Genomic DNA, 21,972 nt, shown 5'->3' with positions numbered 1-21,972 from the left:
CCTCATGGGGATCAAGTGGCGGCACGGGGCGCTGCCGGCGGCAACGCTGGCACTCGCCCTGCTCGCGGTGACCGGCTGTGACAGCTCGTCGGACGAGCCGGGCACGCCGGGCACGTCGGACGCGCGGTCGAAGCCGACCGCCGCGCCGGCCGCCCCCGTGGCACGGGTGTGCGCCAAGCCCGCCGCCGGTCCCGAGAAGGCGCCGGCGGGTGCGGTGACGGTCGACCCCAAGGTCGTCGGTGACCTGGCCGAGAAGACGAAGAGCAACCCGCCGAACACCACGTTCTGGCTCAAGCAGGGCAGGCACCGGCTCGAATCGGACCGGTACGCGCAGGTCATGACGAAGAAGGGCAACCGCTACCTCGGCGCGCCCGGCGCGGTCCTCGACGGCCGCAAGAAGAACCAGTACGCGTTCAGCGGCACCGCCGACGACGTCACCATCAGCCACCTCACCGTGCAGCGCTTCGTCGCGCCGCACAACGAGGGCGTCGTCAACCACGACATGGCCGACGGCTGGGTCATCGAGCACACGAGGATCCAGAACAACTCGGGCGCCGGGATGATGGCCGGGGCCCGGCAGCAGGTCCGCGACAACTGCCTGCGCGACAACGGGCAGTACGGAATGAACGCGTACAAGACCGGCGACTCCATCAAGGGCCTGGTGGTCGAGGGCAACGAGGTCGTCGGCAACAACACCGGCAACTGGGAGCGGCGTCGCCCGGGTTGCGGCTGCACCGGAGGCATCAAGTTCTGGGCCGTCGACGGCGCCGACATCCGCGGCAACTGGGTCCACGACAACCGGGGCGCCGGGCTGTGGGCCGACAACAACAACAACGACTTCCGCATCGAGGGCAACGTCATCGAAGCCAATGACGGCGCCGCGCTCATGTACGAGACCAGCTACAACGCGGTCATCCGCAACAACACGTTCCGCAGGAACAACTGGGTCGAGGGCCGCAGGAACGCCGACCGCGGGGACGACTTCCCGTACGCGACGATCTACGTCTCCGAGTCCGGCGGCGAACCCCGGGTCCGCGCCCGCACCGACAAGATCGAGATCTACCGGAACGTGCTGGAGGACAACTGGAACGGCATCACCCTCTGGGAGAACGCCGACCGGTTCTGCAACAGCCCCGCCAACACCTCGACCGGCTACTGCACACTGCTGGTGAAGGACACCGACAGCTGCAGGCGCCCCGCCATCACCAAGGCCCCGCTGTACGCCGACTGCCGCTGGAAGACCCAACGCGTCGACATCCACGACAACCGGTTCGACCTGGACCCCTCCGTCGTCGACTGCGGGGACGACTGCGGACGCATGGCGATCATCTCCAACTACGGCACCTACCCCAAGTGGTCGCCGTACAAGGGCAGGCGGGTCTCCGAGGCGATCACCGAGAAGCAGCGCAACCGCTGGCACGACAACGACTACCGCGGCCCCTGGAACTTCGTCGCGGGCGACCAGACACGCAAGCTCGACTCGGGACAGTGGCAGGACACGCCGCCCCGGCAGGACGCGGGCAGCACCTTCGTCCGGCAGGGCGGTGGCTGACATGAGCACGGACGCCGCGATACGCCCGACCGGCACGCCCAAGGCCGTCGGCGTCGTCTGGGCGCTGCTCGGCCTCAACACGCTGGGCTCCGCCGGGGCGAAGACCATCGTCACGATTCCCCGCTCCCTCATCCAGATGGCGACCATGGGCGCGCTCGTCACCGCGTTCGCCCTGGCCCTCGCGCTCAACCCGCGGCTGCGCATCCGGCCCAGCGCCTTCGTCCTCCTGCTCACCCTGCTCCTCATTCCGAGCGTGATCTCCAGCGCCAACCTGGAGGTCGGGTACGGCGCACTGTTCCGTTGCTTCAGGCTCGCGCTCTTCGTCGGCACGCTGTGGCTGCTCACCCGCTGGTGGGACGGCAGCCTGACGTTCGTGCGCCACCACATCCGGATGTACTTCGCGGCGCTCTGCACGGTCGCCGTCGGCCTCGCCATCGCGCCGGGCACGGCCATGCCCGAGTACTACGGCGGCCGCCTCGTCGGCGCCCTGTGGCCGCTCACCCCGCCGCAGATAGGCCAGTACGCCGCCGTGATCATCGGGCTCACCGTGCTGCTCCTCATCGGCCGCAGGACCACCAGGGGCAGTGGGGCGTTCGTCATCGTGCCCTCGCTCGTCCTGCTCGCCCTGACCCACACCCGCACGGCCACCGTCGGCATGCTCGTCGGGCTGACGCTCGCGATCTGCTCGCTCGTCATGACCAGCGCCGCCGCCCGCCGCTTCTTCGCCTGGACGGTGGTGTGCGTCACGGTCGGCGCGGTCGTCTTCTACTCCGCGATCCAGGCCTGGTTCCTGCGCGGCCAGAGCCAGGAGAACTTCTCCAACCTCACCGGGCGCGCCAAGGTCTGGGACGCGCTCCTCTCGGCGCCCCGGACGAGCGGGGAGAAGGTGTTCGGCACGGGCCTCGGCGACAAGTCGTTCAACGGGCTGCCGATCGACAACAGCTGGCTGGCCGTCTACAACGAACAGGGGCTGACCGGCGTCACCATCGTGGCGTCGATGCTCCTCGTCCTCGGCGGCGTCGCACTCCTGCGGCCACCGTCCCTGTCGCGGGCCTGCGCGATCTTCCTCATCAGCTACGTCGGGATCTCCTCGTACACCGAGGCCGGACTCGGCGACGCCTCGCCCTACCTGCTCCACCTGGGCCTGGCCGCGGCTCTCCTCGCGACGCCCGCCACGCCTCCGCCCCTCTCGACGCCCGCAGTTCCCCGACGACACGTCCCGCGATGGGCCAGGAGGTGACCTCAAGCATGCACGCAGGAAACGATCCGCACGAAGCGCGCGCCTTGCGCGTTCTCGTCGTGCACAACCGCTACTCATCGGCCCAGCCGAGCGGCGAGAACAGAGTCGTCGACGAGGAGGTGGCGCTGCTGCGCGCGGCAGGACACCACGTCGACGTCTTCGAGCGGCGCAGCGACGACATCGCCGCACGCTCCCTCCTGAGCAAGGCCACCGTGCCGCTGCTCGTGCCGTGGAACCCGGCCGTCCGCACCGAGCTCGCCGCCCGGCTCCGCGCCGAGCGGCCCGACGTCGTGCACGTCCACAACGTCTTCCCGCTCCTGTCGCCCGCGGTCCTCGCCGCCTGCGCCGACGCCGGTGTGCCCGCCGTCGCCACGCTGCACAACTACACGCAGGTCTGCCCGCCCGGCACCCTGCACCGGGACGGCCGGGCGTGCACCGAATGCGTCGGCTCGTCGATGTCGCTGCCCGCCGTACGGCACGGCTGCTACCGCGACTCCCGCCTCGCGACGGTGCCGCTCGCCGTCAGTCTCGCGGTCAACCGGCGGCGGTGGTGGTCCGGCGTGGAGCGGTTCTTCTGCATCTCCGCGGCGCAGCGCGACACCCTGGTCAGGTCCGGCATGCCCGCCGAACGGCTCACCGTCAAGCACAACTTCGTGCCCGACCCGGACGCCCGCAGGACGGGCGACGGCGAGCACGTGCTCTACCTCGGACGCCTCGCGGAGGCCAAGGGCATACGGCTGCTCATGGCCGCGTGGGACGAGGTCGCGGCGGGCGGCGGGATCGGCGTGCCGCTGGTGCTCGCGGGGGCGGGGCCGCTGCAGCGGGAGGTGACCGCCTGGGCGAAGGGCCGGGACGACGTGCGGTACGTCGGCCTGTGGGACCCGCAGCGGTGCCGCGAGGGCGTCGCGAAGTCGGTCGCCGTGGTGGCCCCCTCGATGGCCATGGAGACGTTCGGCCTGGTCGTCGCGGAGGGCATGGGGGCCGGGGTGCCGGCCGTCGCCGCCGCCCACGGCGCCTTCGTCGAACTCATCGACGACGGCGTGACCGGGCTGCTGCACCGGCCGGGCGACGCCACGTCGCTCGCCTCGTGCCTGCGCCGCGTCGCCACCGACCCGGCCGCCAACCGGGACATGGGACGGGCGGCCAGACGCCGCTACGAACAGGGGTTCAGCCCGGCCGTGGGCCTGGAGCGCCTGGAGGAGGGGTACCGCTCCGCGATCGCGGGACGGTCCGGCGACGGGGAAAGCCCGTCGCCGACAGGAAGAGCAAGCACTGGCTCGCGGTGGGGGACACGCGCGAGCAGATATGGGGGGACCCGATGACAGCCTGCCGACTCTGCGGCTCGGCGACGCTATCGAGCGTCGTCGACCTGGGGGCGACACCGCCGTGCGAGAGCTTCCTCGCCGCGGACCAACTGGACCTGGCCGAGCCCGCGTACCCACTGCACCTGCGGGTCTGCACGGAGTGCTGGCTCGCGCAGATCCCACCGCTGATCAAGCCGGAGGAGACGTTCACGGAGTACGCCTACTTCTCCTCCTTCTCGACCTCCTGGGTGGAGCACGCCCGCACGTTCGTCGCCGACGCGGTGGAAAGGGCGGGGCTCGGCGAGGACGCGTTCGTCGTCGAGGTCGCCAGCAACGACGGGTACCTCCTGAAGCACGTCGTGAAGCGCGGGATCCGCTGCCTCGGCGTCGAGCCGTCGGTGAACGTCGGCGCCGCGGCACGCGAGGCGGGCGTCCCCACGCTCACCGCGTTCCTCTCCCCGGACACCGGCGCGGCCGTCCGCGCCGAACACGGCCCGGCGAACCTCGTCGTCGCCAACAACGTGTACGCGCACATCCCCGACGTCGTCGGCTTCACCCAGGGACTGCGCGCCCTGGTCGCCGACGACGGCTGGGTCTCCATCGAGGTGCAGCACCTGCTGACCCTCATCGAGGAGAACCAGTACGACACGATCTACCACGAGCACTTCCAGTACTACACGGTCGCGTCCGCGATCCGCGCCCTCGCCAGCGGCGGCCTCGCCCTCGTCGACGTGGAGCTGCTGCCCACGCACGGCGGCTCCATCCGGCTGTGGGCCCGCCCCGCCGAGGTGGCCGGGGAGCCCAGCGCGCGGGTGGCCGACGTACTGGCCCGCGAGAAGGCCGCGGGGCTCCAGGAGCTGTCCGGGTACACCGAGTTCTCCGCCCGCGTGGCGAAGGTCCGCCGCGACCTCCTCAAGTTCCTCGTCGAGGCGGCCGAGCGCGGCGAGACCGTCGTCGGCTACGGCGCCCCCGGCAAGGGCAACACCCTGCTCAACCACTGCGGGATCCGCCCTGACCTGCTCGCCTACACGGTCGACCGCAACCCCTACAAGCACGGCAGGTTCACCCCGGGCACCCGTATCCCGATCCTGGCGCCCGAACAGATCGCCGCCGACAAGCCGGACTACGTCCTCGTCCTGCCGTGGAACCTGCGGGCCGAACTGACCGAGCAGCTCGCGTACGTGCACGAGTGGGGCGGCCGCCTCGTCTTCCCCATCCCCGAACTGAGCATCGTCGAGGCCGCGTCCTCGAAGGAGGTCACAGCATGAAGGTCGTTCTCTTCTGCGGCGGCTACGGCATGCGGATGCGCAGCGGTGCCGCGGACGACGTGCCCAAGCCCATGGCGATGGTCGGCCCGCGCCCGCTGATCTGGCACGTCATGCGCTACTACGCGCACTTCGGGCACAAGGAGTTCATCCTCTGCCTCGGCTACGGCGCCCACCACATCAAGAACTTCTTCCTCACCTATGAGGAGACGACGTCCAACGACTTCGTGCTGCGCGGCGGGCAGACCGAACTGCTCTCCACCGACATAGCCGACTGGACGATCACGTTCGCCCAGACCGGCATCGAGTCGCCGATCGGTGAACGTCTCCGCCGGGTCCGCCACCACCTCGGCGGCGACGAGATGTTCCTCGCCAACTACGCCGACGTCCTCACCGACGCCCCGCTCCCGGAGATGATCGACAAGTTCTCCCGGCGCGACGCCGGCGCGTCGATGATGGTCGTGCCGCCGCAGTCCTCCTTCCACTGCGTGGAGCTCGGCGACGACGGCCTGGTGGGCGGCATCACGCCGGTCAGCGAGCTGCCCATGTGGGAGAACGGCGGCTACTTCGTGCTCCGCCAGGAGGTCTTCGACCACATACCGGAGAACGGCGACCTCGTCGCCGACGGCTGCGCCCAGCTCGCCAAGAGCGGCCGCCTCGTGGCGCACCAGCACCGCGGCTTCTGGAAGCCGACCGACACCGTCAAGGAACGGGCCGCGCTCGACGACGCCTACGCCCGCGGCGACCGCCCGTGGGCCGTGTGGGAACGGGACGACGCCAAGGTGGGCGCGTGATCAGGCTCGGGGCGGGACCCCTCGACCGGATCGTCGCGGTGGGCGCGCACTGCGACGACATCGCCATCGGCGCCGGCGGCACACTCCTCACGATGTGCACGGCACGGCCGGGCCTGCGGGTCGACGCGCTGGTGCTCTCCGGTGGCGGCGGCGAACGCGAGCAGGAGGAGCTGGCGGCGCTCGCCGCCTTCTGCCCCGGCGCCGAACTCGGCGTCACCGTCCTCAAACTGCCCGACGGACGGATGCCCGTGCACTGGGACGAGGCCAAGGCCGCGGTCGAGGAGCTCCGCGCACGCACCGAACCGGACCTCGTCCTCGCCCCGCGCACCGACGACGCGCACCAGGACCACCGCGGCCTCGCACGGCTGATCCCCACCGCGTTCCGCGACCACCTCGTCCTCGGCTACGAGATCGTCAAGTGGGACGGCGACCTCGGCCGCCCCAACGCGTACCAGCCGCTGACCCCGGAGACCGCCGAGGAGAAGGTACGGCTCCTCCAGGAGCACTACCCCTCCCAACGGCACCGGCCCTGGTACGACCGCGAGGCCTTCCTCGGCCTCGCCCGGATCCGCGGAATCGAATGCCACGCGCGCTACGCCGAGGCGTTCGCCGTCACCAAACTCGCACTCAAGCTGGGGGATTGAACCTTGCGCGTACTGCTCACCGGACACCAGGGCTACCTGGGCACCGTGATGGCCCCGGTGCTCACCGCCGCCGGACACGACGTCGTCGGCCTGGACTCCGGTCTGTTCGCCGACTGCGTCCTCGGCCCGCGCCCCGAGGACCCGCCGGGCCCGCGCGTCGACCTGCGCGACGTCACACCCGACCACCTGACCGGCATCGACGCCGTGATCCACCTGGCCGCGCTCTCCAACGACCCGCTGGGCGCGCTGGCACCCGACCTCACGTACGACATCAACCACCACGCCTCCGTACGCCTCGCCCGGCTGGCCCGCGAGGCCGGAGTGCGACGCTTCCTGTACGCCTCCACCTGCTCCGTCTACGGCGCCGCGGGAGGCGGCGAACTCGTCGCCGAGGACGCCCCGCTCCGCCCCGTGACGCCGTACGCGGAGTCCAAGGTGCGCGTCGAGGACGACCTGCACGCGCTCGCCGACGACGACTTCAGCCCGGTGTACATGCGCAACGCCACCGCCTTCGGCTACTCGCCCCGGCTGCGCGCCGACATCGTCCTGAACAACTTGGTCGGCCACGCCCTGCTGTCCGGCGAGGTCCTCGTCCTCTCCGACGGCACGCCCTGGCGCCCGCTCGTGCACGCCGCCGACATCGCGCGTGCCTTCACCGCCGCGCTCACCGCACCCCGCGACGCTGTGCACGACCTGGCGTTCAACATCGGAAGCGAGACCAACAACGTCACCGTCGCCGAGATCGCCGAGCAGGTCGCCGACGCGGTGCCCGGCGCGAGGGTGCGGATCACCGGTGAGAACGGCGCCGACCCCCGCTCCTACCGCGTCGACTTCTCCCGGTTCCGCGCCGCGGTCCCCGGCTTCGACTGCGAGTGGACGGTCAAGCGCGGCGCCCTCGAACTCGCCGACGCCTACCGCGAGCACGGCCTGACCCGCGAGGACTTCGAGCAGCGCTTCACCCGCCTCGCCGTCCTTCGCGCCGCGTCCGACGCCGGCACCGTCGACGAGACCCTGCGGTGGCGCCGATGACCGAGGCGGGCAGGCAGATGCACGCGCTGGTGGAGCGTCTTCACCCGCTCTGCCGGAGCATCACGGGCGACGGCGTCCGCGCCACCCTGAAGATCGTCGACGAGTACGTCCCGCTCACCGTGCACGAGGTGCCGACCGGGACGCAGGTGCTCGACTGGACGGTCCCGCAGGAGTGGAACATCCGCGACGCGTATGTCGCCGACTCCACGGGCCGCCGGGTCGTCGACTTCGCCGCGTCCAGCCTGCACGTGCTCGGCTACAGCGTGCCGGTCGCCAGGACCATGCCGCTGTCCGAGCTGCGCGAGCATCTGCACACCCTGCCGGACCACCCGGGCTGGGTGCCGTACCGCACCAGCTACTACAAGCCGGAGTGGGGGTTCTGCCTGTCCCAGGACACCCTGGACGCGCTGCCGGACGGCGACTACGAGGTCCGCATCGACTCCACGCTCGCCGACGGCCACCTCACCTACGCCGAGCACGTCGTCCCCGGCCTGGTCGCCGACGAGGTCATCGTCTCCTGCCACGTCTGCCACCCCTCGCTGGCCAACGACAACCTGGCCGGCATCGCGGTGGCGACGTTCCTGGCCCGGGAGCTGGCCGAGCGGAACCCGTACTACACGTACCGGTTCATCTACGCGCCCGGCACCATCGGCGCGATCACGTGGCTCGCCCGCAACGCCGAGCGCATCGACCAGGTCAAGCACGGGCTCGTGCTGGCCTGCGCCGGTGACTCGGGGCAGCTCACGTACAAGCAGAGCAGGCGCGGCGACGCGGAGATCGACCGCGTGCTCCGGCACGTCCTGACCGTCTCCGAACGCCCGCACCGGATCGCCGGGTTCACGCCGTACGGCTACGACGAGCGCCAGTACTGCTCGCCGGGGTTCGACCTCGGCGTGGGCTCCCTCAGCCGCACCCCGTACGCCGGTTACCCCGAGTACCACACCTCGGCGGACAACCCCGACTTCGTCCTTCCGGAGGCGATGGCGGACACCCTCGCCGTCTGCCGCGAGGCGTTCGGCGTCCTCGACCGCAACCGGAGGTACCAGAACCTCAGCCCTTATGGAGAACCGCAGTTGGGCCGCCGTGGGCTCTACGACGCGCTCGGCGGGCGCAGCGACACCAAGGACGCCCAGATGGCCATGCTCTGGGTGCTCAACCTCTCCGACGGCGACCACAGCCTGCTGGACATCGCCGAACGGTCGGGGCTGCCGTTCGACGCCGTCGCCGTCGCGGCCGACGCCCTGCACGGCGCAGGGCTGCTCAAGGCATGACGCCGATGACCACCGAGGGGGAGAAGACGACACCGGCGGAGCCCGCCGAGCCGAGCGCCAGGCGGGGCGTCATCGGCAGGCTGTCCTGGGGCCTCGCCGACCAGGCTGCCTCCAGCATCAGCAACTTCGCCGTGGGCGTCTACGTGGCCCGTTCCCTCGGAGTGACCGCGTTCGGCGTCTTCAGCCTCGCCTGGGTGACCTACGGCGTGGTGCTGAACGTCTCCCGCGGCCTGGCCACCGACCCGCTCGTGGTCCGCTTCAGCGGCGTACCGGAGAAGTCGTGGCGCGAGGCCGCCGGCCGGGCGTCGGGCACCGCGCTCGGCACCGGCCTCGCCCTCGGCGCGGCGTCCGCGGTGATCGGCCTCGCCGTCGGCGGCCGCATCGGTTCCGCGTTCGCCTGCCTCGGCGTGGTCCTGCCGGGGCTGCTCCTCCAGGACGCGTGGCGGTTCGCGTTCTTCGCCGCGGGCAACGGCCGCAAGGCGTTCGTCAACGACCTCGTGTGGGGCGTCGCCCTCATCCCGGCCCTGCTGGTCGCGGCGCGCGTCGGCAGCGTGGGGGCGTTCGTCCTGGCCTGGGGCGGCTCCGCCGCGGTGGCCGGTGCGTACGGCTGCTTCCAGTCCGGTATCAGGCCCCGGGTCACCGGTGCGCGCGCATGGCTCCGCACGCACCGCGACCTCGGCACCCGGTACCTGGTCGAGAACGTCAGCAACAGCGGCGCGAGCCAACTCCGGGCGTACGGCCTCGGCGTCATCGTCGGCGTCGGCGCGGTCGGCGTCATCCGGGGCGCCGAACTCCTGCTCGGCCCCTTCATGGCCGTCCTGATGGGGCTCTCCCTCGTCACCGTCGCCGAGGCGGCACGGGTCCTGCGCAGGGCACCGCACCGCCTCGGCAAGTTCTGCCTCGTCCTCGGCGGCGGGCAGGCCGTCGCCGCCCTGCTCTGGGGCGGGGCGCTGCTCCTGATCCCCGACCGGGCCGGTGAGCTCGTCCTCGGCGACGTCTGGGACGCCGCCTCCGAACTCATCGTGCCGGTCACGCTCGGCGTCGTCGGCGCGGGACTCGGCACCGGCGCCGCGGCCGGACTCCGCGCGCTCGGCGCCGCCCGGCGCAGCCTGCGCAGCCAACTGTTCGCCTCCGCCTGCTACGTCGCGGGCGGACTCGGCGGCGCGGCCGTCGGCGGCACGGTCGGTTCGGCCTGGGGCGTCGCCGCCGCGACCGTCTGCGGCTCGGCCGTGTGGTGGCTGCACCTGCGGTGGGCCCTGCGCGAGCACCACCAGAACACCCTTCGTGAAGTGAGGACCACATGACTGCACCTCGGGGCAACCCCCGGCTGAGCATCGGCCTGCCCGTCTACAACGGCGAGGAGTACCTCGCCGAATCCCTCGACGCCCTGCTCGGCCAGACCTACGAGGACTTCGAGCTGGTCATCTCCGACAACGCGTCGACCGACGGCACCCAGGACATCTGCCGCAAGTACGCCGCGCAGGATCCCCGCATCCGCTACATCCGCCTCACGCGCAACATCGGCGCCGCACCGAACCACAACTACGTGTTCACCGAGTGCCGCGGCGAACTCTTCAAGTGGGCCTCGCACGACGACCTGTACGCAAGGGACCTCCTGCGGCGCTGCGTGGAGGCCCTCGACGAACGGCCCCACGTCATCCTCGCCCACGCCGACCAGGCGGTCATCGACGGCGTGGGCAAGGTCAAGGTCCCCTACGAGTACACGCTCGCCACCGACTCGCCGCGCGCGCCCGAGCGGTTCCGCAGCATGCTGTTCGAGCCCGGCGGCGACGACTTCTACGGCGTGATGCGCGCCGACGTGCTGCGCCGCGTGAAGCCGCACGACAGCTACCACCACGCGGACCGCACCTTCGTCGCCGAGATCGGCCTGCACGGCCCCTTCCACCAGGTGCCCGAACTCCTCTACTTCCGCCGCGACCACCCCACACGCGCCGAACGCGCCAACCCCTCCAAGCGCTCCCGGTGCGTCAACCTGGACCCGCGCCGCGCGGGGCTGCTGCACCCCACGCCCCGTCTGCTCGCCGAGTACGTCGCCGGATTCGTCTCGGCGATCCGGCGGGCACCGCTCTCCGCGGCCGACCGCAGCGCCTGCTACGGCCACCTGGCCGCCTGGATGACCAGCCGGGCCCGCCCCGGCGCCGGTGAACGCGTCGAGGACCGCGCCCCGGTCGACCCCGCCAAGCTCGACGTCTCCGTCGACGCACTCGTGGCCGGACGTGAGGGGCGCGGGGCATGAACACCGCTCCACGAGTGGGCGTGTTCGGCCTGCTCGGCTCCGGCAACCTCGGCAACGACGGATCGCTCGAAGCCGTACTCGGATACCTGCGCGCCGAGCACCCCGACGCGGCCGTGGACGCGCTGTGCGGCGGACCCGGGACCGTCACGGCCCGGTACGGGATCCCCGCCACGCGGCTGCACTGGAACCGCGGCGAGTACCGGACCGCGTCCCGCGTGGGCGCCGTCGCCGCGAAGGGCGTCGGCAAGCTCGTCGACATCGTCCGCACCGCCGCCTGGGTGCGCAGGCACGACGTGGTGATCGTGCCGGGCATGGGCGTCCTGGAGGCCACCCTGCCGCTGCGGCCCTGGGGCTTCCCGTACTCGCTGTTCCTGCTCTGCGCGAGCGGCAAAATCCTCCGCACCCGGGTCGCGCTCGTCGGTGTCGGCGCCGCCCCCATCCGCGACCGCCCGACCCGGGCCCTGGTGCGCCTGTCCGCGCGGCTCGCCGCATACCGCTCGTACCGCGACGACCTGTCCCGCGACGCGATGCGGGCCATGGGTGTGGACACGGCACGCGACGAGGTCTACCCGGACCTCGCCTTCGCCCTGCCGACACCGCCGCCGGGCACCCCGAACGGCACGGTCTGCGTCGGCGTCATGGACTTCCACGGCGGCAACGACGACCGTGCGCGCGCCGAGGAGATCCACCGGCGCTATGTGGAGGGGACGACCCGGTTCGTCCGCGCGCTCGTCGAGGAGGGCAGGCCGGTCCGGCTGCTCACCGGCGACGCGTGCGACACGTCGGTGGTCGAGGCGATCATCGACGCGGTGGACTCGCCGCTGGTCACCGCCGCCGGGACCGGCTCGCTCACCGACCTGATGCGGGAGCTGGCCGCCGCCGACTCCGCGGTGGCGACCAGATACCACAACCTGGTCTGCGCGCTGAAGGCCGGCACGCCGACGCTCGCGCTCAGCTACGCGGCCAAGAGCGACGCGCTCATGGACCGCATGGGCCTCGGCTCCTACTGCCACCCGGCCCGCGAGGTCGACCCCGGCCGGCTCCTGGAACAGTTCCGGGCGCTGGAGAAACAGTCCGCGGAACTACGCCGCACCCTCACCGAGCGCAACCGGCTCGCCGCCCGCCAACTGCGGGACCAGTTCGCCGAGTTGAACGCCGTCCTGTTCCCGAAGACCCAAGACGCCCACGCCCTGCGGGAGACATCATGAAAGCCACCCGAGTCCCGGAGATCGACGGCGCGTACCTCTTCGAGCCGACGCCGTACGCCGACGAACGCGGCTTCTTCTGCCGCACCTTCGACGCCGACGTGGTCCGCTCCGTGGGCCTCGACCCGGACGCCTTCGTCCAGGACAGCCTGTCCCGCTCCGCCCGCGGCGTGCTCCGCGGCATGCACCTGCGCTCCGGCGCCGGCGAGGCCAAACTCGTGCGGTGCTCGTACGGGAAGATCTTCGACGTCGTCGTGGACCTGCGGAAGGACTCGCCGACGTACCTGGGCCGGGCCTTCTTCGAACTGTCCGGCGAGACACAGCTGACCCTGTACATCCCGGCCGGGTGCGCGCACGGCTTCCAGGCGCTGACCGAGACCGCCGACACCTCGTACCGGATCGACCGCCCGCACGACCCGGCCGAGGATGTCACGATCGCCTTCGACGACCCCGAGCTGGCCATCCCGTGGCCGCTGCCGCCCGCGAAACTGTCCCAGCGGGACCGCGAGGCGCCGACCCTCGCCGAGGTCCTGAAGCAGAAAGAGAGCTGAACGCCCCGTGGACGAACGCAACGTGGCCGACGAAGAGTTCTCGCTGCCCCGGTCGCGGGCCGCGAACGAGCGACTGCACGCCATGATCCCCGGCGGCGCGCACACGTACGCCAAGGGCGACGACCAGTACCCCGAGCGCCTGGCCCCGGTCATCAGCCACGGCCGGGGCGCCCACGTGTGGGACGTCGACGGCAACCGCTACATCGAGTACGGCTCCGGCCTGCGCTCCGTCAGCCTCGGCCACGCCCACCCCCGGGTCACCGAGGCGGTGCGGCGCGAGATCGACCGCGGCAGCAACTTCGTCCGGCCGTCCATCGTCGAGGCCGACGCCGCCGAACGCTTCCTCGCGACCGTACCGACCGCCGAGATGGTCAAGTTCGCGAAGAACGGTTCCGACGCCACCACCGCCGCCGTCCGCCTCGCCCGTGCCGTCACCGGGCGGCAGCGGGTGGCGATCTGCGGCGACCACCCGTTCTTCTCCGTCGACGACTGGTTCATCGGCACCACACCGATGTCCGCGGGCATCCCGGAGTCGACCAACGCGCTCACGGTGTCGTTCCCCTACGGGGACCTGGCCGCCACCGACGACCTGCTCACCCGGTACCGGGATGAGGTCGCCTGCCTGATCCTCGAACCCGCCTCGCACACCGAGCCCCCGCCCGGCTACCTCGCGGGCCTGCGCGAACTGGCCGACCGGCACGGGTGTGTCCTCGTCTTCGACGAGATGATCACCGGCTTCCGCTGGTCCGAGGCGGGCGCCCAGGGCCTGTACGACGTCACCCCCGACCTGTCCACGTTCGGCAAGGCGCTGGGCAACGGGTTCGCCGTCTCCGCGCTCGCCGGGCGCCGCGCGCTCATGGAGCGGGGCGGGCTCCGGCACTCGGCGGAGCGGGTGTTCCTGCTGTCCACCACGCACGGCGCGGAGACGCACTCCCTCGCGGCGGCCATGGCGGTGCAGACCGTGTACGTGGAGGAGGGCGTCACCGCCCGGCTGCACGCGCTCGGCGAACGGCTCGCGGCCGGGGTGCGGGACGCCGCGGCGAGCATGGGTGTCGGCGACCACGTCGTCGTCCGGGGCCGGGCCAGCAACCTGGTCTTCGGCACGCTCGACGTGGACGGGCAGCCGTCGCAGCGGTACCGCACGCTGTTCCTGCGCCGCCTCCTCGCGGGAGGGGTGCTCGCCCCGTCGTTCGTGGTGAGCAGCGCGCTCGACGACGCGGACATCGACCGCACCGTGGACGTGGTGGCCCAGGCCTGCGCCGTCTACCGCAAGGCGCTGGACGCGGGCGACCCCACGCCCTGGCTGGCGGGACGGCCGGTGAAGCCGGTCTTCCGACGCCTGGTCTGAGGTCAGCGCGCGAACTGATCGGGCGTCAGGTTCCGTCGTTCGGCCGGGAGTCGGCCACCCGGTCGACCAGCCACGCGGTCATCGGCACCACCGCGAGGGCGGTGCACCAGCCGCCCAGCACGTCGGTCGGGTAGTGCGCGCTCAGCGCCACCTGGGCCCAGCCCATGGCGGCGCCCGCCACCAGTGCCGCACCGAGCACGAGCGACAGACCGGCCGCCCTGCCGAGGCCCAGGCGGCCGGACGCGACGAGCGCCACCGCGACCGCGAGCGCGGTGGCGAACGCGGTGTGCCCACTCGGGTAGGACAGGTTGTCGGCGCCGTGAATGGTGCGGTCCACCACGGACTTGACCAGCGTCGTCGTCGCCACCGCCAGCCCGGCGCCGACGACCACGAGCACGGCCCCACGACGGTGCCGCAGCAGCAGACAGCCCGCCACCGCCGCCACGACCAGCAGCGCCGCCCCCGCGGGCTCGCCCCAGAAGTCCGTGGCCAGGGCGACGTTCCGCCACGGCCCCCGCACACTGTCCGCCGTCGGGTCGATGAACCACCGGTCGACCCGGCCCGCCTCGCTGTGTCCCGCGTACTGGACTCCGACGACGGCGACCGACGACGCGGCGAGGACCGCGATCAGCCCGAGCCACGCGCGCAGCGCGGCGGGCAGTGACGCGGACGTCGTCGGGCGGCCGGTCACCGGCCTTTCCGTGGCAAGGCGGTCCACCTTCCCCTCCCGTCAGGGCCGTTGACGCCGCTCTGCCCGCCACCCTAACCAACTCGCGACCGGCAGCCGTCAGTTCGAGGCGGGAAAGGTCTGTTCGGTCCAGATGGTCTTGCCGGAGTGGGTGTACCGCGTGCCCCACCGCTGGACGAGCTGCGCGACGATGAGCAGGCCACGCCCGCCCTCGTCCTCCTCGGTGCTGTGGCGCAGATGCGGTGAGGTGTGGCCGGTGTCGGCGACCTCGCACAGCAGGGTGCGGTCACGGATGAGGCGTACCTGGATGGGGCCACCGCCGTAGCGGACCGCGTTGGTCACCAGCTCGCTGACGACGAGTTCCGTGGCGAACGACAGCTCTTCGAGGCCCCATGCGTGCAGCTGCCGGGTGGCCAGCTCCCGGGCCCGACCCGGCGCCACCGGGTCCGCGGGCAGCTCCCACTCGCCGACCCGCGAGGCATCGAGCTCGCGGGTGCGGACGAGGAGCAGCGCGGTGTCGTCGGCCGTGGAGCCGCTCGGCAGGAGCTCCGCCACGGCCCGGTCGCAGAGTTCCTCGAGCGACGCGTCACGGTCGCCGAGCACCCGGCCCAGGGTGTCGAGCCCGTGGTCGATGTCGCGGTCGCGAGCCTCCACCAGGCCATCGGTGAACAGGGCCAGCAGGCTGCCCACCGGCAGCTCGATCTCCATGGACTCGAACGGCAGGCCGCCGAGCCCCAGGGGCGGCCCGGCCGGCAGCTCGGGGAAGGAGACCCGGCCGTCCGGGTCGACGACCGCGGGCGGCAGGTGCCCGGCCCTGGCCATGACGCAGCGCCGCGAGACCGGGTCGTAGACCGCGTACAGGCACGTCGCACCGGTCGTCACGTCGGCGTACGCCCCGCCCGCCGCCAACGGGCCGCCCCACTGCTCCTCCGCCGACTGCGCCACCAGGTCGTCGAGCCGGGCGAGGAGCTCCACGGGGTCCATGTCCAGCTGGGCGAAGGCCCGCACGGTCGTCCGCAGCCGCCCCATGGTGGCCGCCGCCTGCAGCCCGTGGCCGACGACGTCCCCGACCACGAGCCCGACCCGGGTCCCGGACAGCGGGATGACGTCGAACCAGTCGCCGCCGACGCCCGTCACGTCGTCCGTGGGCAGATAACGGTGGGCGAGGTCGACCGCGGACTGTTCCGGCAGCTGCTGGGGGAGCAGCTGCCGCTGGAGGGCGAGGGAGGCGGTGCGCTCGCGGGTGAAGCGGCGGGCGTTGTCGATGGACACGGCGGTACGGGCGACCAGCTCGTCGGCCAGCGCGACCTCCCCGCTGTCGAAGGCGGCCCCACCCGTGCCACGCAGGAACGTGACGAGGCCGAGCACGCTGTTCCCGGCCCGCAACGGCACGACCAGCTCCGACTCGTCGAGCACGAGCCCACCGGAGGAGAGACTGCGGTCCTGCGGAGAACCGGGCGGGTACCGCACGGGGGAGGGCCCGCCGGACTCATGGGCCCGTTCCCCCGGGCAGCAGCGGGCGACCCGCACCAGCGACGCCGCCGCCGCGCCGCTGGTGGCCGGCACCTCGCCGTCGAGGACCGCCTGCGCCAGGTCGACGGTGACCTCGGCGGCGAACTCCGGCACCGCCACCTCGGTGATCTTCTCGGCGGTGACCTGAACGTCGAGGGCGCCGCCGACCTGGCGCCCCGCCTCGACGAGCAGGGCGAGCCTCCGCTGCGCCTTGTAGCGGTCGGAGATGTCGAAGGCGTCCTCGCACACCCCGATCACGCGTCCATCGGCGTCCTGGAGCCGGTAGTAGGCGCAGGACCACAGGTGCTCCGTGTCCGGATCGCTGGGCGGGCGGCCCTGGAAGTGCAGGTCCAGGAAGGGCTCACCGGTGTCGAGGACGTGCCGCATGACCGCGTCGAGCGTCGGCGGGTGGCCCCTGGTCACGAACTTCCCGTCGGAGTACAGCTCGTCGGCGCGCAGCCCGCGGAACTCGTCGAACGGACGCCCTATCTCCCGTTCGTACGCCGTGTTGCACCAGGTCAGACGCAGGTCGGTGTCGTAGATGCCGAGGCCGACGGGGGACTGGGTGGCCAGCCCGTGCAGCAGGGCGAGGCGGGCCTCCCACTGCCGCAGGGCCGTGAGCTCCGCCGCGACGAGGACGCGCACCGCCGGACCCGCACCCGGCAGGGTGCACACCCCGGTGGCGACGACCACGTCGTGCCCGTCGCGGTGCCGGGCGACGCGGATCTCGTTCCCCTGGAACCGGAGCGGCGGGCCGGAGGACGTCGCGCCCGGTGCCAGGAACGTGGCGACCGGCCGCCCGACGATCTCCCCCGGGGCGTAGCCGAGGAGCCGTTCCGCCGCCGGACTCCACCCGATGACCGTGTCGTGGGCGTCGATGACCGCCGTGGCCGCCCTGGTGACGTCGAGGGGACCACGGAAGTCGGCCTGCTCACGGTTCCCCGCCGTCATGGCGCCACACCAGCCCCGTTCATCTTCCCAAGAATCCGCTGTCCGCGGGGCGGGCACAACCGCGGTACGCCCAGTCAGCGGAGGCCCGGCGCCGCTGCCGCCGCCCGGCGGCCCGGTACCAGGAGGCGGCCACCACGGCGGCGAGCGCGGCTTCGACCAGGTCGCCGCCGTAGTACATGAGCTGCGACCCGGCGTGCAGATCACCGGCGGTGAAGGAGGTGCCGGGCGGTGCCGTCGCGTACAGGGTCTTGGCGAGCGCGGCATGCGCGGCGCCCGCGGCCAGCAGGGTCGTGCCGCGCACCGTGAGGCCCCAGCGGCGCCGCACGGGGTCGAGCCGGCAGACGGTGAAGGCGAACAGCAGCCCGGCGGCGAGGACGTGCGCGTGGACCAGCGCGTGCAGCCACGGCTCGTGCCCCATGCCCGCGAAGAGCCGCGTGCGGTACAGCACCCACAGCCCGCCGACATCGAGGAGGGCCGCCAGCGGCGGGAAGACCAGCCATCCGGCGGGCCGGGAGTGGGCGAGGGCGAGCAGCCACCGGCGTGCGGTGCCGGGCGACAGGCTGCGCAGGGCGAGGGTGAGAGGGCGGGCCAGGACGAGCAGCAGCGGGGCGGCCATGCCGACCAGCAGGTGCCGGCCCATGTGGGCGGTGAACGGCCCGCCGGGCAGCGGCCCCACCGCCGCCCAGACGACGCCCGCGGCACCGGTGCCGAACGCGACGTCACGCCACGGGGACCAGGTGTCGCCGCGCCGCCGCAGCCGGCGTGCGGCGAGCAGGTAGCCGCAGGCCACGAGACCCGCGCCGACGACCGCGATCAGCTCCCCGGCACCCGGCCCCATGGCGGCGCCGTGCTGACCGTGCGAGCCCGTCACGCCACGGACCTCGCCCTGCTCCGGCGCGCCGCACGGACGGCCAGCGCCCCGCCGACGCCCAGCAGCACGAGACCGGCGAGGTTCCACGCCCAGTCGTACGGCGTGACGTCCACGCCGTAGCGGACCTGGTGCAGACGCAGCAGCTTGTGGTCCACGATGCCGTCGATCAGCTGGAAGGCACCCGCGCCGAGGAACAGCCCGGCCAGGGCGTGCGCGGGGGCGAGCGCGCGGCGACGGCGCAGATCGGCGTAGAGGAAGAACCCGGCGACCAGGGCGAGCAGTTCGGCGGTGTGCAGCAGTCCGTCCGAGAGCAGCCCCACACCGGGGGTGGAGCGGTCGTAGAAGTGGTGCCAGTGCAGGATCTGGTGGAAGACGATCTCGTCGAGCGCCGCGGTGACCGCCGCGCCGATCACCCCGCACACCACCATCGACCTGCGCGGCTCGCGGCCGGTCCCGGGCGCCGTGTACGGATGGGCCGGTGTGCTCATGGGGCTGCCTTTCTGGAGGGCGGGGTCGGTCTGCTGCCGGGTACGCCTACCCCCGCGCACCGCCCGTGCGCAGGGTCCCGGCGCAATCGGGTTCATGTGGGTGAGCCGTCGCATCCGTGGAACCCACGAGGGATGAGGCGTCCCGCGGTGCGGGCGGGACGCGCCCGACCGCAGGACGGAGCAATGCGATGTCGATCGATCTCGCCGGATTCCTCGGGGTCGTACTGCTGGCCTATCTCGTGCCGGGCCCCGACTTCCTGGTGATCGTGCGGGCGGCCGCGCGGGACGCGTCCCTGGGGCGCGCGGCGGCGCTGGGCGCCCAGACAGGCCTGTGCGTGCACATGTGTGCGGCGGCGCTGGGGCTTTCGGTGATCGCCACGAGATCCGCGGTGGCCTTCACCGTCATCAAGCTGGCCGGTGCGGCGTACCTCATCTATCTGGGCGTGCGAGCCCTGCGGGACGCACGGAAGGCCGACATCCCGGCCCCGGAACTGACGACCCCCGTCGGAGGGCGCCGCAACAGCTTCACGCAGGGCTTCCTCAGCAACGTCCTCAACCCGAAGGCCGCCCTGTTCTTCCTCAGCGTCCTGCCGCAGTTCGTGGACCGGGGCGGCTCCCTGACACAACAGATCTTCCTGCTCGGCGCGGTCGACGTCGTCATCGGCATCGTCTACTGGCTGTCCCTCGTCCGCGTCGCCGTCCGCCTGCGCACGGTCCTGGACCGCCCGGCCTGGCGCCGACGCTGGGAACGGGCGACCGGCGGGCTGTTCATCGCGGTGGGCGTGGGGGTGGCGGCGGTGGAATGACGTCCCCTGGACCGCCCGATGGTCTAGACCGACTGCTAGCGTCTGGCGCACGAGAGGCGTGACGGACGGTGCGCCCGGGTCGAGAGGGGACAAGTCGTGGTCGTCGGCAGACAGGCGGGGCGGGCGTACATCGGATCCTTCACCGCGGCCGGGGGACCGGGTGTCCTCACCGCGGCCGTCGCGCCGGACAGCGGTGCGCTGACCGTGCTCGGCGCCACGGACACGGTCGCCGACCCCTCGTACCTCGCGCTCTCACCCGACGGGGAGACGCTCTACGCGGTCAGCGAGACCTCGGACGGCGGTGTCGCCGCGTTCCGCACCGCGGGGGACAAGGCCGAACTCACGGGGCCGCCCGTGCCGGTCGGTTCCGCGCCGACCCACCTCGCCCTGTACGACGGACACGTGCTCACCGCCAACTACCGGTCGGGCAGCGTCACCGCCGTGCGGGTACGGGCCGACGGCACCCTCGCCCCCACGCCGTCGAGCGAGCTCCGGCACACCGGCTCGGGACCGCATCCGCAGCGACAGCAGAGTCCGCACGCGCACCAGGTCCTCGCGGACCCGAGCGGACGCTGGGCGGTCAGTGTCGACCTCGGCACGGACTCCGTGCGGGTCTGCGCGTTCGGCGAGGGCGGGCTGACCCTGCACCGCGAGGTGGCGCTGCGGCCGGGGTCCGGACCGCGGCACCTCGTGTTCCACCCGCGCGGCGACCGCGCGTACGTCCTGAACGAGCTCAGCCCCACCCTGACCGTCTGCGCCTGGGACGCCGCCGACGGCTCCCTCAAGCCGCTCGGCGAGCTGCCGATCCTGGCGGAGGCCCCGGAGGGCGACACATACCCCTCGGAGGTCGTGATCGCGCCCGACGGGCGGTTCCTGTGGACCGCCACGCGCGGCCCGGACGTCATCTCGGTCATCGCGCTCGATGAGACGGGCGACGTGCCGAGCCTGAAGGCGACCGTGCCGTGCGGCGGGAAGTGGCCGCGCGACCTGGCAATCGACCCGGCGGGACGGCACCTGTACGCGGCCAATGAGCGCTCCGGGGACGTCACCTGGTTCGCGATCGACCAGGAGACGGGCATCCCGGGCCGCACGGGCTCCGTCGCGGCGCCCGCGGCCTCCTGCGTGGTCTTCGGCTGAGCGGGGTCGTGCCACCGTACGACGACGGGCCCGCCCCCACATCGGGGCGGGGCCCGTCGTCGTACGTACGGATCGCTTCAGTGCGCCGGCGCGCCCGAGGGCTGTTGCGGCGTGATGCCGAGCGTCGTCGTGTACTTGGCGAGCGCCAGCTTGCCGATGGCCGGGTAGGGGCCGATCGGCTCGGCGACGGAGAGGCCCGCCTCCTTCGCGGCTGCCTCCAGCAGGGCGCTGTCGAGCTCGGGGCCGATCAGGTACGGCGCGAGGGCCAGCTGCGTCGAGCCGGAACCGCGCAGCTGCTCGGCGGTCGCCGCGATGGCGCCCTCCTCGTCGAGCGCGGCGGCCATCACCGGCACCGCGAGGCGCGCGGCGAGCAGCATGCCGGTGATCCCGGCGGCCTGCACGGCCTCCTCGCCGCCGACGGTGGCCAGCACGATGCCGTCCGCGGCCGTGGCCACGGTGAACAGGCGGGCGCGGTCGGCGCGGGCGAGCCCCGCCTCCGAGAGGCGCACATGGAGGGCCTCGGCGAGCAGCGGGTGCGGGCCGAGGACGTCCGTCAGCTCGGCGGCGGCACGGCTGTCCATGACGGCCTGCCTCAGGCGGCGCATCAGCGCGGCGTCGGGGCCCGCGAGCAGCGGCACGACGACGGCGACCGGACCCTCGGGGTCGGCCACCTCGGCGCCCGCGGCACGCGCACGCTCGACGCGGGCGGTGCGCTCGGCGGCCGCGTGCGCGAGCACGGAGTGCAGCGAGGGGAACTCGGGGAACGACGTGACGGTGGCGTCTTCCTCACCGTCGAGGTAACCGATCCTGGCGTCGAGGCCGGGCAGCTCGGAGCGGGCGATGCTCACGACTTCCTCGGCGAGGCCGCGCATGGTGGTGCTGGGGACGCCCGGCACGGCGAGAACAAGTGCGGGCGCGCCCTCAGGAGCCGCGACGGGCTCCGGACGGCGGTGCCGGCCCGGCTGACGGGGGCGCGGCATTCGTACAGGCAGGCCGGATGCGGGCCCAGTGGGGGAGCTCATGCGCCCGCATGCTACTGGCTTGCGGGCCATCCCTGTT

20 protein-coding genes are annotated in these 21,972 nt (G+C 72.7%); 15 read left to right on the top strand and 5 right to left on the bottom strand.

The window, feature by feature from the left end; genetic code table 11:
* Positions 1 to 4 precede the first annotated feature (4 nt).
* The 13 genes from DEJ47_RS03810 to DEJ47_RS03750 are packed head-to-tail and all read left to right on the top strand — an operon-like array spanning position 5 to position 14,460.
* Positions 5 to 1,552 carry a right-handed parallel beta-helix repeat-containing protein gene (locus DEJ47_RS03810; protein ID WP_150164914.1) on the top strand — a complete coding sequence of 516 codons (1,548 nt, stop codon included), beginning with the start codon at positions 5 to 7 and terminating at the stop codon, positions 1,550 to 1,552.
* Position 1,553: 1 nt separating this feature from the next.
* On the top strand, positions 1,554 to 2,792 hold the full coding sequence (locus DEJ47_RS03805) for an O-antigen ligase domain-containing protein (RefSeq protein ID WP_150164912.1): 1,239 nt from the start codon (positions 1,554 to 1,556) through the stop codon (positions 2,790 to 2,792).
* Positions 2,793 to 2,836: 44 nt separating this feature from the next.
* Positions 2,837 to 4,114, top strand: a complete 1,278-nt coding sequence (locus DEJ47_RS03800; RefSeq protein ID WP_150175420.1) for a glycosyltransferase — start codon at positions 2,837 to 2,839, stop codon at positions 4,112 to 4,114.
* On the top strand, positions 4,111 to 5,364 hold the full coding sequence (locus DEJ47_RS03795) for a class I SAM-dependent methyltransferase (RefSeq protein WP_150164910.1): 1,254 nt from the start codon (positions 4,111 to 4,113) through the stop codon (positions 5,362 to 5,364). The genes DEJ47_RS03800 and DEJ47_RS03795 overlap by 4 nt, the downstream gene beginning before the upstream one ends.
* Entirely contained in the window at positions 5,361 to 6,155 is a 795-nt protein-coding gene (locus DEJ47_RS03790) for a glucose-1-phosphate cytidylyltransferase (RefSeq protein WP_150164908.1), read from the top strand. The genes DEJ47_RS03795 and DEJ47_RS03790 overlap by 4 nt, the downstream gene beginning before the upstream one ends.
* Positions 6,152 to 6,799 (top strand): PIG-L deacetylase family protein, encoded by a 648-nt coding sequence (locus DEJ47_RS03785; RefSeq protein ID WP_150164906.1) that lies wholly within the window; start codon positions 6,152 to 6,154, stop codon positions 6,797 to 6,799. Before DEJ47_RS03790 ends, DEJ47_RS03785 begins: the two co-directional genes overlap by 4 nt.
* Positions 6,800 to 6,802: 3 nt before the next feature.
* Positions 6,803 to 7,828: an NAD-dependent epimerase/dehydratase family protein gene (locus tag DEJ47_RS03780; RefSeq protein ID WP_150164904.1), complete on the top strand. Its 1,026-nt coding sequence runs from the start codon at positions 6,803 to 6,805 to the stop codon at positions 7,826 to 7,828.
* Complete coding sequence (locus DEJ47_RS03775) at positions 7,825 to 9,099, top strand: DUF4910 domain-containing protein (protein WP_150164902.1); 1,275 nt, start codon at positions 7,825 to 7,827, stop codon at positions 9,097 to 9,099. The genes DEJ47_RS03780 and DEJ47_RS03775 overlap by 4 nt, the downstream gene beginning before the upstream one ends.
* Positions 9,096 to 10,403, top strand: coding sequence for a hypothetical protein (locus DEJ47_RS03770; protein ID WP_150164900.1), 1,308 nt, complete (start codon positions 9,096 to 9,098; stop codon positions 10,401 to 10,403). The genes DEJ47_RS03775 and DEJ47_RS03770 overlap by 4 nt, the downstream gene beginning before the upstream one ends.
* The gene (locus tag DEJ47_RS03765; protein WP_150164898.1) at positions 10,400 to 11,356 is read left to right on the top strand and encodes a glycosyltransferase family 2 protein; all 957 of its coding nucleotides are present in this window, start codon (positions 10,400 to 10,402) and stop codon (positions 11,354 to 11,356) included. The genes DEJ47_RS03770 and DEJ47_RS03765 overlap by 4 nt, the downstream gene beginning before the upstream one ends.
* Positions 11,353 to 12,564 (top strand): polysaccharide pyruvyl transferase family protein, encoded by a 1,212-nt coding sequence (locus DEJ47_RS03760; protein WP_150164896.1) that lies wholly within the window; start codon positions 11,353 to 11,355, stop codon positions 12,562 to 12,564. Before DEJ47_RS03765 ends, DEJ47_RS03760 begins: the two co-directional genes overlap by 4 nt.
* A complete protein-coding gene (gene rfbC, locus DEJ47_RS03755; RefSeq protein ID WP_150164894.1) occupies positions 12,561 to 13,112 on the top strand; it encodes a dTDP-4-dehydrorhamnose 3,5-epimerase in 552 nt (183 codons plus the stop codon). The genes DEJ47_RS03760 and rfbC overlap by 4 nt, the downstream gene beginning before the upstream one ends.
* 22 nt (positions 13,113 to 13,134) lie before the next feature.
* Entirely contained in the window at positions 13,135 to 14,460 is a 1,326-nt protein-coding gene (locus tag DEJ47_RS03750; protein WP_150175419.1) for a glutamate-1-semialdehyde 2,1-aminomutase, read from the top strand.
* 25 nt (positions 14,461 to 14,485) lie between these two features.
* On the opposite strand, the gene DEJ47_RS03745 is transcribed toward DEJ47_RS03750, so the two are convergent.
* From DEJ47_RS03745 to DEJ47_RS03730, 4 genes are all read right to left on the bottom strand, one after another.
* Positions 14,486 to 15,151, bottom strand: a complete 666-nt coding sequence (locus DEJ47_RS03745; RefSeq protein ID WP_150164892.1) for a phosphatase PAP2 family protein — start codon at positions 15,149 to 15,151, stop codon at positions 14,486 to 14,488.
* Positions 15,152 to 15,247: 96 nt separating this feature from the next.
* Positions 15,248 to 17,611, bottom strand: coding sequence for a SpoIIE family protein phosphatase (locus tag DEJ47_RS03740; RefSeq protein WP_150164890.1), 2,364 nt, complete (start codon positions 17,609 to 17,611; stop codon positions 15,248 to 15,250).
* A gap of 19 nt (positions 17,612 to 17,630) precedes the next feature.
* Entirely contained in the window at positions 17,631 to 18,482 is an 852-nt protein-coding gene (locus DEJ47_RS03735) for a cytochrome c oxidase assembly protein (RefSeq protein ID WP_223828220.1), read from the bottom strand.
* A complete protein-coding gene (locus DEJ47_RS03730; RefSeq protein ID WP_223828219.1) occupies positions 18,479 to 18,970 on the bottom strand; it encodes a DUF2243 domain-containing protein in 492 nt (163 codons plus the stop codon). The genes DEJ47_RS03735 and DEJ47_RS03730 overlap by 4 nt, the downstream gene beginning before the upstream one ends.
* 188 nt (positions 18,971 to 19,158) lie before the next feature.
* Between DEJ47_RS03730 and DEJ47_RS03725 the strand changes: the two genes are divergently transcribed.
* Together DEJ47_RS03725 and DEJ47_RS03720 are read left to right on the top strand one after the other, a co-directional pair.
* Positions 19,159 to 19,776 carry a LysE family translocator gene (locus DEJ47_RS03725; RefSeq protein ID WP_150164888.1) on the top strand — a complete coding sequence of 206 codons (618 nt, stop codon included), beginning with the start codon at positions 19,159 to 19,161 and terminating at the stop codon, positions 19,774 to 19,776.
* 96 nt (positions 19,777 to 19,872) lie between these two features.
* Entirely contained in the window at positions 19,873 to 20,913 is a 1,041-nt protein-coding gene (locus DEJ47_RS03720; RefSeq protein WP_150164886.1) for a lactonase family protein, read from the top strand.
* A gap of 77 nt (positions 20,914 to 20,990) precedes the next feature.
* Here the strand turns inward: DEJ47_RS03720 and DEJ47_RS03715 are convergent, their stop codons facing one another.
* Positions 20,991 to 21,935 carry a sirohydrochlorin chelatase gene (locus DEJ47_RS03715; protein ID WP_150164884.1) on the bottom strand — a complete coding sequence of 315 codons (945 nt, stop codon included), beginning with the start codon at positions 21,933 to 21,935 and terminating at the stop codon, positions 20,991 to 20,993.
* Between the last annotated feature and the right edge of the window lie 37 nt (positions 21,936 to 21,972).

It is taken from the genome of Streptomyces venezuelae, assembly GCF_008642355.1.
Lineage (GTDB): Bacteria > Actinomycetota > Actinomycetes > Streptomycetales > Streptomycetaceae > Streptomyces > Streptomyces venezuelae_B.
This window is presented reverse-complemented; position numbering and strand designations above follow the sequence as displayed.